This window comes from Pseudomonas sp. F007 (assembly GCF_057814275.1).
In genome coordinates this window covers 186621-201605 of the sequence record NZ_JBVATA010000010.1, presented here as the reverse complement: position 1 = coordinate 201605, position 14985 = coordinate 186621, and the positions used below count along the sequence as shown (strand labels likewise).

Here is a 14985-nt window from a genome sequence, read left to right as displayed (position 1 = left end):
GAAGTCATTCTTCATGAGCCAAAAATTCAATTGGACCAACCCCTCGGTTCTAAGCTTTGCTGCGGGCGGAAATCCTGTTACAGCGATGGAGAATCGAGCGCGACAACTTGTCCTTGAAGCAATGGATAACGGGTGGGGTGGTCCACCCTTTGATCCTTTGGCCCTTGCCGCACTGCTGAAGATACATACAGAAGCACGCAGCGATATCCCTGACGCTCGACTGCGGCCGTCTAGCGAAGGGCAACTCGTGTTGGAGTACAACCCCATGCGCCCTAGGGGGCGGCTGCGCTTCTCCATTGCGCACGAAGTAGCGCATTCATTGTTTGCGGATTGCGACGAGGAAGTTCGGCACCGAAATGGGGAAGCCGCGAGCCGATCTGACAACTGGCAGCTGGAAGTTCTTTGCAATATTGGTGCGGCGGAGCTGCTAATGCCACTGGGCAGCTTTCCTCAGCTTGCTGGTAGCGTTCCAACTATTCAGCAAGTAGCGGAGATCCGTAAAACGTTCGATGTATCAGTTGAAGCATGCCTTATCAGGAGTATCAAGCTCGCAACCTCAGCCAGCGCTGCCTTCTGCGCATCTTTCCATCAGGATGATGGTGTTTACAGGGTTGACTACATTATTTCGGCCCCCGGCTGGACTTGTCCAATCAGGCCTGGCCAATCGTTTGGAAACGAAGGTGTTGTCTCGGAAGCAAGCGCCATCGGCTTCACCTCCATCGGTGACGAGCAGGTACAAGGAAGCAGCTATTGGATCGAGTGTATGGGTTTGGCGCCATATCCTGGAAACCTTGTGCCGCGGGTAGTGGGAATACTACGTCCCAATCAAGCTACTGAATTCAATCAGCCGTTACTGACGGAAGTCATCGGTGATGTGCTAAAACCTCAAGGCACAGGGCCGAAGCTAATAGCTCATATCGTCCCTAACACCCCAGCTCAGTGGGGCGGTCGCGGATTTGCCCACCAGGTCAAAAAGAATTTCCCTGGCGTATGGGATCAGTACCGATCAGAAACGACTGCGGTTGATCGGGTTCCGGCCTTGGGCCAGGTTTATATCGGGTCGCCCGGAAACGGAATTAGCTTTGCCCACATGGTGGCTCAGAAAGGTTACGGCCCGTCGAAAGGGCAGCGCCTCAGCTATGCAGCCTTCGCGACCTGCCTTTCTCAAGTTCGCGATAAGGCGCTCGAGATAGGTGCATCCGTCCACATGCCACGAGTTGGCACGGGACACGGTGGAGCAAATTGGGACGTGATCAAAGAGCTTATATCCGAAGAGCTGGTGGATAAGGGCGTGCGTACAACCGTATACCAACTGCCCTCTTAAGCTTAACCACTTCGAAATTGCCGCCAAGGAAGTCGGATGAAACCTAAAGCTATCGTGTTATCGGGCCGTGTTTGTGCGGGGAAAACGACGTTGGCGATGCTTTTGGTCAAGAATGCGTGCGCAGAACTGATCAAGACCAAGGAGCTGATAAAGCTGGCTCTCCCTGGTACGGGCGCATCACGGAGAGCACTCCACAACGCCGGCCTCAGGCTTGATCGAGAAACTCAAGGGACATGGATCGCGCAGACTCTCAACGCGCGTCTTATGAACGACAAGGACCTTTCTTTAGTCGTGATCGACGCTGTCAGATCGGCTGACCAGATCAAATCCCTGCGCAACAGTGGATGGCTGGTGACTCACGTCCATCTTCAAGCTACTGAACCAGTGCTCACCAAGCGTTACGAGGACCGTGACAATACCGCTGACGCTGTAGCCTATGGCGAGGTTTCAGGCTTTTCTACAGAGCGTCATTCGAACGTGCTGGCCAAGATCGCTGACGTGGTAATAGATAGCGATCGCTGCAATCAAGATGATGTATACGCGCGAGTTATTGCACGGCTGGAAAATCGACCAATCATCGCTTTACCTGTAGTTGATGTGCTGGTGGGGGGGCAGTATGGGAGCGAAGGAAAAGGGAATATCGCTCATTATCTCGCTGATGAATACGACGTACTTGTTCGTGTGGGTGGACCTAATGCGGGTCATAAAGTGTTCAGGGTTAATGATAACCCGTACACTTTTAGGCAGCTGCCGTCTGGCGCACTTGGAAACAAAGACGCCACTTTGGTGATAGGCGCAGGAGCTGTGATTAGTCTAGAAGTCTTACTTCGGGAAATCACGGAGCTCGCCTTGACGTTCGAAAAGGTAATTATCGATCCTCAAGCGATGATTATCGATCAAGAAGACATAGACTGGGAAGAGCATACACTCAAAGCGGCAATCGGCTCGACCGCCCAAGGTATCGGAAGAGCAACCGCGAGAAAAATTCTCGACAGAATTCCTGAGAGCAAGGTCCGTCTTGCGAAGAATATCCCTAGCCTTAAGCATTACATTAGAGACACTGTCGAATTCTTCGCAAACTGTCTTTCAGGCGGGAAAAAGATAATGCTTGAAGGGACGCAAGGCACTTCTCTTAGCCTTCACCACGGCTTTTATCCTCACGTGACCTCCCGGGCTACGACCGCAGCTGCATGTTTATCAGAAGCAGGCCTTTCGCCTCGGCATGTACGTAAGGTCATGATGGTATGCAGAACTTATCCAATTCGAGTCGGGAACTCAGTAACTGGAAATTCTTCAGGCTTCATGAGTCAGCAGATAGAGTTTAGTGAAATCGCAAAAAGATCTGGGATTCCAGCCTCTGAGTTTTTGCTCACTGAGGTTGGTTCAGTATCTCATCGGCCCCGTCGTGTGGCAGAGTTTGACTGGGCTCAGCTAAGGAGATCATTACTTTTGAACGGCCCGACAGATATCGCGTTGACGTTCGCTGACTACATTGATATCAACAACAGAAGCGCGTTCAGGTATGAGCAGCTTTCAGATAAGACTCTTCGTTTCATCGAGGAGATTGAAAAAGTGAGTGGAATACCGGTATCAATGATCTCAACCGCTTTCAACGAAAGAAATATCATCGATCGAAGAATGTGGTAATTAAGGACCAGCATGCAGCTAACAACGTTCATTGCTCATTATCCGCGTTTGTATCACATGGCCGAAGAGGGAACTTGGCCCTCTATAAAAACGCACGGATTGCTAAGCACGCTTGCAGTGCTCGATCGATACGGCGTCATTGGACCTGAACGCATGGCGCTGGAGGAGGGGCACCGTCCCAGCAAAGTGACAGTGGGTGCAGCTGGCGATTCGATTGTGCTGAGGGATCAGATCCCGATGCCGCCAAAACGGCTGGAAGAAGCTCTAATCGACGGCACAGTCCCAGCTCAATGGTACAAGCTCATTAATACCAAAGTTTTTATGTGGGCACAGGAGCACCGTCTATTCACATTGCTTAACGCGCGCGCCTACAGGAAGCTTACTCACGATGTACTCACAATTGATACGGAGGCCCTGGTTCGAGATTACGCGGCTAAGATAATGCTTTGTCGTATGAACTCTGGGAATACTTTTCCCATGCCTCACCCACGCGGGCTCGGCGATTTCATGAGAATCGAAGATTACCCAGTAAAGCCGAGTACGGGAGCGCCGGCAAAAACTGTTGTGGAAGTGGTTGCCGACTACAGTATTCCCAATATCAGGGATTACGTCGTGGAGGTACGCTCTATCCGTGGTCAAGATGTGCTTGGGAATTTAGCCCTATGAAATCCGAGCTGACCATTCTTCTCATAAGCGGGCCGCTGGCCGTTGGAAAAACCTCAGTTCGCGAGAATCTAACGGCACAGCACGGTTACGTCGCGATACAGTCTAGCTCTTATCTCAAGGAGCTTGCTGTGATGAAAGAAATCGCCTTAGAGAGGGTCAATCTTCAAATGCTTGGAGATTGGCTAGATATGGAAAGTCAGTTCAGCTGGGTAGTTTCGAGAGTAGCGCTGCCTCAAATCCATGCGGTGCCAGAGCAGACACTCTGGGTATTTGATGCGGTCAGAAAACCAGAGCAGGTCGTCCTTTTTCGAAATCAGTTTGGGGAATCGATCAGGCACGTCCACTTCACTTGCTCCGAGCCTCTTTTGAAGCAGCGCTACCAATCTCGCGCTCGAGCGGATGATGCCGTGTCATATGAGGACGCTATCAATCATCCGAATGAGCGATCCTCACGCAGCCTTGAGCAAATCGCTGATCGAGTCGTGAATCTTGAGGAGCATAGCGCCGAAGCAGCAGCCAAGCTTCTCGCTGACTGGTTGACTGGTTGACTGGTTGATGTCGAGTAAGCGATTGTTTTTCCTCATGAAACGTTCGAATGCTAGCGTAGATTGCTCGAAAATTATTACCGGAAACTCGCGATATCCCTGATCCCATAGGGAAAGAATCCCTTCACCAATCTCAGATGGTTTCACATTGCAGTGAGTCGAGGAGTTGTGACCCAACGGCTATTCTCCTCTTGACTACTCTTTCGGTAGAAATGGACTACGTCCGTTAAAGGATACGAGGCTAACCTCACATGACAATCGAGCAGCACCTTACCCAAATTCTAAAAGACCGAGCAGCCGGAGCATTCCTTTTCATCGGCTCAGGTTTTTCTCGTCGGTATATCGGACTGGAAAGCTGGGAGGGCCTACTATCCCGATTTTGTGAAATGGGGAAGCCATATGAATTTTACCGAGGAAGTGCCGATGGCAATACGCCTGTCGCGGCCAAACTTCTAGCATATGATTTCCATAATCATTGGTGGGGTTCGCCGACCTACTCCGAAAGTGTCAGTCTAAATAAAGACAAGATAAAAGATAGCAGCTCTGCATTGCGAATTGAAATCTGCAACTATCTAGCCAGATTGGATCCGGGTGCAGCTATCAATGACGGTTACAGGGAAGAAGTAGAGCTATTATCAAGCCTAAATGTCGACGGAATCATAACTACGAACTGGGATCTTTTTTTAGAGGAGCTTTTTCCAGACTACAAAGTCTTTATTGGGCAAAATGAGTTGCTATTCTCCAATCCTCAAGAGATATGCGAGATCTATAAAATTCATGGGTGTGCCACCGAGCCACAATCCTTAGTACTTACGTCTGATGATTACACCACCTTTAACGAACGCAATGCCTACCTTGCCGCTAAACTGATCACTGTATTCGTTGAACATCCTGTAATTTTCTTGGGGTATTCACTGTCAGATCCTAATATAACAGGCTTGCTACGTGCTATTTCGCTTTGCATCGGTGAGGATCAGATTGAGCAATTACGTAGTAATCTCATTTTCGTCCAGCGTCCTAAAGGCAGCGAGAGCCCTGGTATATCGGATACATACCTCACGATAGATAAGGTTCAAATACCCCTGATCCTTGTTAAGACAGACGATTTTTCGGAAGTTTATAAAGCACTTTCAGCAACTCGGCGAAAGATCCCCGCACGAGTTCTCCGCTACTGTAAAGAGCAACTCTACGAGCTGGTGCGATCTCTTGAGCCAGAAAAAAAGCTATGCGTTGTAGGCATAGATGAAATTGAGAACAAAGAGGACGTAGAGTTTATCGTTGGTGTTGGTCTAGTGGCAGGCGAATCCAGCGAAATTGCCAAAGTTGGCTATGATGCATTTGAAGTTCGGGATTTGATCCATGATGCACTTTTCGAAGATCGTAACTACGACCCCGCGCAGATTCTCAGCTCAACAATTCCGCGGGCCGGGCGAAATACCCCCTATGTCCCTGTCTACAAATATCTGAGAGAAATAGGGATCACTAATGAAGAAAGCTACAAAGCCAGCGGGTTTAAGCTGGATAAATGGGGGAAGTATAACCGTGACAATTTGCGCCTAAAAACCTTCAAGTCCGCCTTCACTAAGCGTCAGGGTCAGACAATGGAAGAAATAATCAAGACTTGCCCACCTGAAAGTGCTGCAACATTGATCCCATTTCTCCCTGAAGATCAGATCCAACTTGATCAACTCAGAGAATTTCTGGTCGCTAACGAAGACAAATTTGAAAATCACCCCTATGCCTCTTATTTTAAGAAGTTAGTTTCTTTATATGATCGCCTCAAGTGGGGGTGGTGAAAACGTGGCTTCAACTATTAATTGGACAGCATTCTACTACTTAGGCAGTTGAGCTGGCCCTGTGCAATGGGAGGGATGTGAGTGGGGCTCTGACCTACCTTTTGTTTTAAAGATCTTCAGTGTCCGCTTTTGGCCGTTTGCTGCCCGTTGCCACGACCGCGTCGTCGACCAAAATCGACTGCAGCAGACCGTCCGCTGATGGTGCAAGGATTAGGTCTATTCCATTACGGGCTTCGACTCTCAATTTTTGACGGTGCTTACGAATAGAGCTTTTCCGCGCGGAATAGATCTGTTTTTATAGCAGCGTGAATTGCTGTGAATGCAGCGTGACGCCATTTGAAGCCCGGCCATGCTGTCGGGCTTTTTTGTGTCCGATGCCAGCAAATCCGGGATCGGCGCCGATTCCGCGCATCTTGGAACGAACCAAATTTCTAGCCTCGCCTCGTGCGGGGCTTTTTCGTTTTTGGCCCCGCCACACCCATCGCGCCAAGCTGGGAGTGCTGTTGGGGCCGACCTATCAATGACACCGCCAGCGAGAGCCGGGGAGTGCCCATGCGAGTTACCACCATGTCGGAGCCAGGTCCACTCACCGCTGCGGGCGGCATCGCGCTTTATAAGCTAGGCGCGCTCGGCTGCGTTTCCGCGCTCGCTGCTGTGGTTGTGATGGCGATGACCTTGCCAAAAACCATTCGTGAGTTCAGCGTGGCCTTGATCAGCACCGTCATCTCCAGCCTCTGCGGCGGTGCGTTTGTTATCCGTTGGCTTGAGATTGGGCATTGGGCCAACGACGACCTGGGTATGATCGCCCTCGGCGGTGTGGTCTTTTTGTGCGGCCTGCCGGCCTGGGTATTGGTTCGTGCATGGTTCAAATGGACAGAGACCCGGCGCGACAAGGATCTCGGTCAGCTCATCCAGGACGTGGCTGAACTTCGAAAAGATCTGCGGGACGAGTGAATTCCTGTGCTGAGTCTCCCCCTTGGGAGCTACTCGCCGCCCACTAATCAATGTTGAGATTCAGAAAATGGCCTACACCCATTACGACACTGTTGTTGCCAATTCTCCCGCGGAGCTGGTGGCCAAACTGACGCAAGCCATGACCGAGGGCTGGCAGCCCTACGGCAGCCCAGTCTCTATCACGGAAGGCTTTCAGGTGCTTCAGGCGGTGGTGAAGGGATCGAGTAATGTCGGCAGTGCACCATGCGAAGTTACCTCGGACGATATCACCGACGCGTCGGACGTCGGCAAGGCAGTGCTGGTCAGTGTTGACGCCGCCGCGGCTCGGTCGGCAACAGGCTGCGGGACTTCAAACTTCTCAGGCAGATACAGCGACCTGACCGATACGCCGGTCATTCCTGCGGCTCCGCTCGTGGGGGATGCCGGTATCCTCGAAGCCGGCACGGACCTTGTCGCCCGCACCTGGTCGGCCAAGACCATCCATGACGAGATCGTCCGCCAGTTGACTGTGACGCCTTGATTCAGTCCGCGCTGAGATTTCCCAACACGGCGGGGACCCTGGCAGCTTCCAACGAACACGGGGCATAAGACTCGCGAGAAAATGTTAGCGGCAGCGCTCACAAGTTAGTTAACTGGTTAACTCGGGGGGTAACTTGGCTGAAGCCTTTGCAGTCCGTGGCCTGTAGCCCGGTTAACTGAGGAGTTAACCAGGTTAGCTCGGTTAACTGCCAGTTGGCCTCAAAGCCAGACAGGCCGGGGCTTTGCGCTTAGTTAACTCAGGAGTTAACCGACGGTTTTACTCGGTTAACTCCCTACGTCACCCGAAATTGGCCTACAGACCGCACGGGCCGGGGCATTGAGCGGCTCTCTGATTAGTTAACCGACTAAATCACTCGGTTAACTCATTGAGCAAAAACTCGCGCATTTCCGGGTAAAAGTCGCGCCTTTCCATGAAAAACTCGAGCCTTTTGGAGAAAAACTCGAGCACTTTTGCGAAAAACTCGAGCCGTTGAACGCAAAATTCGACTCCCCGCGCGTGCGCTTTTTTGCTTTTTTTCAGTTCAACCAACCTCGGCATCTGCCGGGGTTTTTCGCTTCTGCTATGAGGCAAAACGAATAAGCAGGCTAGGACAGATCATCCGAACGACGACGGTTGAGCTCGGCCTACGCTTCTGCCTGCTTACCTTTCGAAGGCCAGACAATGACCACAGTTACCAAGGCGGAATACGCCCAACGCCAAGGCTGGTCCAAGGCCTACGTGTCCAAGCTGGCCAAGAATGGTCGGCTAGTGTTGGACACCGACGGCATGGTCGAAGTCGAGGCGACCGATCGGCGCCTGCTCGACACGGCGGATCCCAGCAAGACCAATGTCGCCGCGCGGCATGAGCGCGAGCGGGCTGAGCGCGGCTCTGAACTGCCCACCCCGGCAGTACCGCTGGATCACCCATCGGGTGAGGACATTCCGGACTTTCAGCAGTCGCGGGCGTTTCGCGAGTACTTCGACTCCCGCCTCGCCGAAAGCGAGTATTACAAGGATCGCGGTGCCCACGTGGAGCTGGCCGCAGTGAAAAGGGCCGCCTATTCCACCGGGCGCACCTTGAGAGATTTGCTGCTGGGCATGCCCCCGCAGTTGGCCCCCGAGCTGGCCGCCATGAGCGATCACTGGGAAATTGAACGCCATCTGACGGCGGCATTGCGCCGCGTCCTTGAAGATGCTGAGCGGATGTCCTCGGCTGACCTTACACAAGCTTTGACACCAGCGAGTTAAACCATGTCAATGGAAATGCCTGACGGTGAACAGGTGTACTGTCAGGATTTCTACCGCGGCTTGAAGCCCGAACCCGACGTGTGGATCGATGTCTGGGCTGATGAGTACATGCGCATTCCGCGCGATGCCGGCGCTGCCGAACCTGGCAAATACCGCACGGCGCGGACTCCATATGCACGTGAACCGATGCGCTGCCTGTCACCGGCGCACCCGTGTAAGCGCGTGGTGACCATGGTTGCCTCGCAGTTGATGAAAACCCAGATTGCCTTGAACTGGATCGGCGGTCTGATTCATATGGCGCCGTCGAACATCTTGACCCTGCTGCCCAGCCTCGGCTTGGCCAAGCGGGTCTCGTCGCGTATCGGCAAGACCATCAAGGCGACCCCGGAGTTGCGCGAGCGGGTGGCCGCCAACCGTTCGCGTGATGCTCGCAACACCATGGACACCAAAGAGTTCGAGGGTGGCTCGCTATACATCACCACCGCCGGCTCAGCGGCGAACCTGTCGGAGCTGTCGGCACGCTACATCTATGGTGACGAAGTAGATCGCTGGGTGGTGGACGTGGGCGAGGAGGGTGATCCGATCGAGCTGGCGGAAACCCGCGGCAGTACCTTTGGCCGTAACGCCAAATTCTACTTCTCCAGCTCGCCGACGATCCGCGGCGCGTCGCGCATCGCTGATTTGTTCGAGACCAGTGACCAGCGTTTTTACTACGTGCCATGCCCGCACTGTGGGCACATGCAGGTTTTGGAGTGGGAACGCCTGCATTACTCGGCGGATTACACGCTGGTGCATTATCAATGCGTCGGGCCTGAGTGCGACGTGCTGATCGAGGAACACCACAAGGGCGAAATGCTGACCAAGGGCGAATGGCGCGCCCATGCCCAGGGTGATGGTGAAACCGTGGGGTTCAACCTCAATGCCCTGTACTCGCCACCCGGCTGGACCGGATGGGGCGCACTGGCCAAGCAGTTCGAGAAGGCTAAAAAGGCCATGTCCCGCGGCGATCTGGAGCCTATGCAGGTGTTTTACAACACCCGTTTGGCCAAGGTCTGGGACAGTGCCCAGGAGCAAACCAAAGCCGATGTCCTGATGGCGCGTGCGCGGTTGGAGACTTATGGCTTGGGAGAGATGCCGTTCGGCGTGCTGATGCTCACGGCGTCGGTGGACGTGCAAAACAATCGCCTGGAGTTTCTGGTGGTCGGCTGGGGCCCAGGTATGGAGCGTTGGATCATCGACTACCAGGTGATCTGGGGTGACCCGTCCGATGAGCGGACTTGGGCGATGCTGGATGACAAACTCAAGGGGCGTTATCCCCATCCGTGTGGTGCGCAGCTCACCATCCGAGCGGCCGGCATCGACTCCGGCGGGCACCACACTGATGAGGTGTACCAGTTCTGCCGGCTGCGCCGGTGGCGCAATATCTTTGCAGTCAAGGGGGCGAGCAAACCCGGCCGACCGGTGATCGCCCAGCGGCCATCGATGGTGGATGTCACTTGGAAAGGCACCACGGAACGCAAAGGGGTGGGGCTGTGGATGATTGGTACCGACACCGCCAAGGACTGGATCTACAACCGCTACACAGTGGAAGACGGTCCTGGTGCTTTGCACTTTGCCAACGACCTGCCAGACGATTTTTTCGAACAGTGCGTCGCCGAGCGCAAGGTCACCCGCTACCTCAAAGGCTTCAAAAAGATCGAATGGGTCAAGGGCAAGGCCGAGCGCAACGAGGTTCTGGACTTGATGGTGTACAGCCTGGCCATGGCCCATTACCTGGGTCTTAATCGCTACAAGGCGCATGAGTGGGAGCAGGTGAAGAACGCGCTGCTGCAGGCCGCGCCCGGTGACAAGTCCGTTTCGGCCGAGCGTGTTCGTGTGGCCACGGTGCCTGAGCAACAGCCGGTCCAGCCGACAATGTCCTCACTACCTGTTGCAGCGGTAGCTCAACGCCCCACATCAGCACCTGCAGTTCTCCCGCAACGCCGAAGCTCCAGCAGTGGTTACCTCAAGAAACGACGCTGACTCACCGCGCACGTCACAGTTCACAACACTCAGTTTTATTTTTTAGAGCGATCCCATGGCCTTCACCCAAGAGCAACTCGCTGCCGTCGAGAAAGCCATCGCGCGCGGCGAAAAAATCGTGCGGTACGCTGACCGCAACGTGGAATACCGCGACATAGATGAGCTGCTCCGTGCGCGCGACGAAATTCGCACGTCGCTCATCGCGGCAGCGGGACCACGCTCGCGCATCGTGCGGCTTTACCATGGAGGCAAGGGCCTGTAATGGCGCATCCATTTCCTACCCTGGGTCGCGGTGGTTTCCTGCTGCCGTCGAACATCAGGGCCAGTTACGAAGGGGCGGCCGAAGGGCGGAGGTCAGCGAGTTGGGAAGCGCCCGCCGCAGGCTTCAACAGCCTGGCGATTCCGGCGCTTAACAACCTGCGGGCCCGATCGCGGGCGGCAGTGCGCAATGATCCGTATGCCTTCAACCTCATCGACAAGCGGGTTAGCAACCTGATTGGCACCGGCATCACGCCGCGGCCGAAAGTTCAGGATGACCAGTTGCGCCGATTGCTGCAGGAACTATGGGCCGACTGGGCCGAAGAGTCTGACGCCGATGGCTTGACCGACTTCTACGGCCAACAGGCATTGATCGCCCGTACTGTGGAAACGTCCGGTGAGTGTTTTGTCCGCCTGCGTCCGCGCAGTCGCAACGAAGGCCTGGCGGTGCCACTGCAGATACAGGTGTTGGCTCCGGAGTTTGTGCCGCATGACAAGTTCGAGGCGGCGCGCAACGGCAACACCATCCGCGCCGGTATCGAGTTCAGCCCGGACAATCGCCGCGTCGCCTACTGGATGTATCGCATGCACCCCGGGGATGCCTCCTCGTTGAACAGTGGCTACAACCAGTTGGTGCGGGTACCGGCCAGCCAGGTACTGCATGTTTTCGAACCGGTCGAGCCGGGTCAGCTACGCGGCCTGCCGCGCTTGTCTCCGGTACTCAAACGTCTGCGCAGTCTCGATAACTTCGATGACGCGGTGTTGTTTCGCCAGGAGGTGGCCAACCTGTTTGCCGGCTTCATCAAAAAGCCATCGCCCGATGACATCCAGACCCCGGTAGACCCGGTGACCGGCGCGCCGTTGAACCTGGCCTCGGATGGCTTCACGCCCATGGTCGCTCTGGAGCCGGGAACCATGCAGGAGCTGCTGCCGGGGGAGGAAGTCGAATTTTCCTCGCCGCCGGACGCGGGCAACCAGTATCCGGACTTTATGCGTCAGCAACTGATGGCTGCCGCCGCAGGGACTGGAATGCCTTACGAGATTCTGACCGGCGACATGCGTGAAGTGAACGATCGTGCGCTGCGCGTGGTGCTGACCGAGTTCCGCCGGCGCCTGGAGCAACTGCAGTTTGGCGTGTACGTGCATCAGCTGTGTCGTCCGGTGCGAGCCGCATGGATGGACATGGCCGTGCTCAGTGGCGCGGTGGTATTGCCGGAGTATGCCCAGCGCCGCCGTGACTACTTGCGCACGCGCTGGGTGCCGCAGGGCTGGGCCTACATCCATCCGGTGCAGGACGTGCAGTCCCGCACCATGGAGGTCAATGCCGGGTTTGCCTCGCGCAGCGAGATGGTTCTGCGCACCGGTTACGACGCCGAAACGGTGGACGAAGAAAACGCCGCCGATGCCGATCGGGCACGGGGCAAGGGCCTAAATTACAGCACGCTCGTCGAACTGCTGCAGGCATTCGACGACAAGGAGCAAGCATGAGCAAACACGCGCTGCCGCGCATTTATAACAAGGCCGGCCAGCAGGTCCAGGTGCCGGACAAGACGTGGTACGCCATGCACGCCAGTGGCGAAGCCAGTGAGCGGGTGATTGAGGTTTTTGTGTATGGCGAAATCGGCACCTGGGGGATCACCGCCAGTCAATTCATGCAGGATCTGCGCGCCGTGGATGACGGCGTGTCGCCGGTGATCGCAGCATTCAACAGCATCGGCGGCGATCTGTTCGACGGGTTAGCCATGCACAACACTCTGGCCCGGCTAGGCGAGCGTTGCACGGCGCGAGTCGATGCCTTGGCCGCGAGCGCGGCCAGTGTCGCGGTATGCGGTGCACACAAGGTTGTGATCGCGTCCAACGCCATGTTGATGATTCACAACCCGTGGACCTATGCGGCCGGCGACGCCGAGAGTTTTCGCAAGGTAGCTGATGTCCTCGATCAGACCATGGAAGCGATCATTGCCGCTTACAAGGCCAAAGCGCCGGACATCGATGAAGCGGACCTGCGTGACATGGTCGCCGCTGAGACCTGGTTGACCGCGAATGAGGCGGTAGCCCTGGGTTTGGCTGATGAAGTGGGTGATGGCATCCAAGTGAAGGCTTGTATTGGTCAAGGTGGGGCGATGCAGCGCTACCAAAATACCCCGGCTGACGTGCTCGCGCTGATCGAAGATCTCCGCGAAGCCGATCCGGAGCCAGAGCAGGTAGTCAACGCTGCTCAGTTGGCGGTGATGATCACACAGGGTTGCACCCAGGCGGGCATCAGCCACTTGATCGAGCCATTGATTCAGTCCTCCGGGTTGAAGGATGAAGCCAGCGTCCAGGACGCGTTGACCCATGTAAAGGCTGTCAACGATCTCTGTGTTGCCGCTCGACTGCCGGAGCTTTGCGCCGAGTTTGTGAGCGCCGGCCTCGATGAGTCCGCAGTGCGTGCACGGCTGTTCGACAAACTCGTCAGTAGCGGCAACGGCTTCGAAATCGACAACAGCCTGCCTCTCAATCCCGAGCCTGCGCCGAAAGTGCAGGCCAAGCAGCCGGATGCCCCGTCGATCTGGGCAAGCCGCCAAGCCAAAATTGCAAAAGGAGCACGCGCATGACCGTTAAGTACGAAACGCTGCACGCCGGTGAGTTTCTGCTCTCCGAAGGGGCCGGCAAAATCTCTCGCGAAGCCATCCTGGTGGCCGCCGGTGCCGCACTCAATGCGGGTCAGGTGCTGGGGCTGGTCACGGCGACCAATGAATTTGCTCCGTACGACCCCGTCGCCACCGACGGTACCGAGGTGGCGGCGTGCATCCTTTACGGGCCACTGGGCGAATCGACCGAAGAGCGCCGAGCCAGTGCCCTTGTGCGCCTGGCCGAGGTCAGCACCGTGCACCTGACTGGCCTCGATGCCGCAGCAGAGGAAGCGTTGGCCGCGCAGTTTGTGATTGTTCGTTAAGCCCGCGCGCAATACATCCCTATTTATCCGACCCCGTCCTGAGCGGGGTTTTGCATTTCTGGAGCGCCCAAATGGCCGACATTCAAATTTTTAACGATGAAGCCTTCTCCGTATCGTCGTTGACCGCCGCGATCAACGATCAGGAATACCTGCCGGGGCGCATCAGCAGCCTGGGTCTGTTTCAGGAAGAGGGGATCACCACCCTGACCGTGCAGATCGAAAAGGACGGCGACACCCTGGCCCTGGTACCCGCGGGTGAGCGTGGCACCTCGGGTCTGGTGGTGGGTGCCAGCAAACGCCAGATGATCCCATTCAACACCGTGCACCTGCCGCAGCGTTTCACCATCAAGGCCGACGAGATCCAGGGTATTCGTGCCTTTGGTCAGGCCTCTGAGTTGCAGGCGGTGCAAGGCGTGGTCAATGCCCGCCTGAGCAAAGCCCGGCGACAGCTGGATGCCACCCATGAATTCCAGCGCATGGGCGCGCTCAATGGTCTGATTCTGGACGCCGACGGCTCGACCGTCCTGTTGAATATTTATCAAGCTTTTGGCGTGGAACAACAAAGCCTGTCCATGGGCCTGAACGACTCCGCGACCAAAATCCGGGTCAAGTGCGCCGAAGCGCTGGACATGCAGGACGATGAACTGGGCAGCGTCACCAGTTCAGGCGCGCGAGCCCTGTGCGGCAAAAACTTCTGGAACAAGTTGGTGACGCACAAATCGGTCGAGGAAACCTACCTCAATACCATCCAGGCTGCGGCGTTGCGCGGTGATGCGCGGGAAAGTTTTGAGCTGGGGGGTATCACCTGGGAACGCTACCGCGGGCGTATTGCCGGTGTGAACTTCATCCATGATGACAAGGCGTTGCTGATCCCTGAAGGCGTTCCGGACCTGTACATCTCCTGCTTTGCCCCGGCGGACTACATGGAGACCGCCAACACCCAGGGCCTGCCGTACTACAGCAAGCTGGAGCCGTTGCCCTTCAATAAAGGCATGGCCGGCGAAGCCCAGTCCAATCCGTTGCACCTGTGCACGCGGCCGCGGGCGCAGATCCTGCTGACCCTCTGA

Annotated in this window: 14 protein-coding genes; all 14 read left to right on the top strand. The window is 55.7% G+C overall.

What is annotated here, in order from left to right:
* Positions 1 to 13 precede the first annotated feature (13 nt).
* The 14 genes from ACZYR5_RS24935 to ACZYR5_RS24870 all read left to right on the top strand — a co-directional run bounded on the left by ACZYR5_RS24935 (position 14) and on the right by ACZYR5_RS24870 (position 14985).
* Positions 14 to 1324 carry an ImmA/IrrE family metallo-endopeptidase gene (locus ACZYR5_RS24935; protein WP_489092071.1) on the top strand — a complete coding sequence of 437 codons (1311 nt, stop codon included), beginning with the start codon at positions 14 to 16 and terminating at the stop codon, positions 1322 to 1324.
* A gap of 36 nt (positions 1325 to 1360) precedes the next feature.
* Complete coding sequence (locus ACZYR5_RS24930) at positions 1361 to 2971, top strand: adenylosuccinate synthetase (RefSeq protein WP_489092070.1); 1611 nt, start codon at positions 1361 to 1363, stop codon at positions 2969 to 2971.
* A 12-nt stretch (positions 2972 to 2983) separates the two neighbouring features.
* Positions 2984 to 3637, top strand: coding sequence for a DUF7002 family protein (locus ACZYR5_RS24925; protein WP_489092069.1), 654 nt, complete (start codon positions 2984 to 2986; stop codon positions 3635 to 3637).
* Positions 3634 to 4185 carry an AAA family ATPase gene (locus ACZYR5_RS24920; RefSeq protein ID WP_489092068.1) on the top strand — a complete coding sequence of 184 codons (552 nt, stop codon included), beginning with the start codon at positions 3634 to 3636 and terminating at the stop codon, positions 4183 to 4185. Before ACZYR5_RS24925 ends, ACZYR5_RS24920 begins: the two co-directional genes overlap by 4 nt.
* A gap of 248 nt (positions 4186 to 4433) precedes the next feature.
* The gene (locus ACZYR5_RS24915; RefSeq protein ID WP_489092067.1) at positions 4434 to 5978 is read left to right on the top strand and encodes an SIR2 family protein; all 1545 of its coding nucleotides are present in this window, start codon (positions 4434 to 4436) and stop codon (positions 5976 to 5978) included.
* Between the two features lie 552 nt (positions 5979 to 6530).
* Complete coding sequence (locus ACZYR5_RS24910; protein ID WP_489092066.1) at positions 6531 to 6932, top strand: hypothetical protein; 402 nt, start codon at positions 6531 to 6533, stop codon at positions 6930 to 6932.
* Between the two features lie 67 nt (positions 6933 to 6999).
* On the top strand, positions 7000 to 7452 hold the full coding sequence (locus tag ACZYR5_RS24905) for a DUF1737 domain-containing protein (RefSeq protein ID WP_489092065.1): 453 nt from the start codon (positions 7000 to 7002) through the stop codon (positions 7450 to 7452).
* A 681-nt stretch (positions 7453 to 8133) separates the two neighbouring features.
* Positions 8134 to 8700 carry a terminase small subunit gene (locus ACZYR5_RS24900; protein ID WP_489092064.1) on the top strand — a complete coding sequence of 189 codons (567 nt, stop codon included), beginning with the start codon at positions 8134 to 8136 and terminating at the stop codon, positions 8698 to 8700.
* 3 nt (positions 8701 to 8703) lie between these two features.
* Positions 8704 to 10722 carry a phage terminase large subunit family protein gene (locus ACZYR5_RS24895; protein WP_489092063.1) on the top strand — a complete coding sequence of 673 codons (2019 nt, stop codon included), beginning with the start codon at positions 8704 to 8706 and terminating at the stop codon, positions 10720 to 10722.
* A gap of 55 nt (positions 10723 to 10777) precedes the next feature.
* Positions 10778 to 10984 carry a phage head-tail joining protein gene (locus ACZYR5_RS24890; protein WP_489092062.1) on the top strand — a complete coding sequence of 69 codons (207 nt, stop codon included), beginning with the start codon at positions 10778 to 10780 and terminating at the stop codon, positions 10982 to 10984.
* On the top strand, positions 10984 to 12468 hold the full coding sequence (locus ACZYR5_RS24885) for a phage portal protein (protein ID WP_489092061.1): 1485 nt from the start codon (positions 10984 to 10986) through the stop codon (positions 12466 to 12468). The genes ACZYR5_RS24890 and ACZYR5_RS24885 overlap by 1 nt, the downstream gene beginning before the upstream one ends.
* Positions 12465 to 13577: a head maturation protease, ClpP-related gene (locus ACZYR5_RS24880; RefSeq protein WP_489092060.1), complete on the top strand. Its 1113-nt coding sequence runs from the start codon at positions 12465 to 12467 to the stop codon at positions 13575 to 13577. Before ACZYR5_RS24885 ends, ACZYR5_RS24880 begins: the two co-directional genes overlap by 4 nt.
* A complete protein-coding gene (locus ACZYR5_RS24875) occupies positions 13574 to 13918 on the top strand; it encodes a head decoration protein (RefSeq protein WP_489092059.1) in 345 nt (114 codons plus the stop codon). Before ACZYR5_RS24880 ends, ACZYR5_RS24875 begins: the two co-directional genes overlap by 4 nt.
* A gap of 71 nt (positions 13919 to 13989) precedes the next feature.
* The gene (locus tag ACZYR5_RS24870) at positions 13990 to 14985 is read left to right on the top strand and encodes a major capsid protein (RefSeq protein ID WP_489092058.1); all 996 of its coding nucleotides are present in this window, start codon (positions 13990 to 13992) and stop codon (positions 14983 to 14985) included.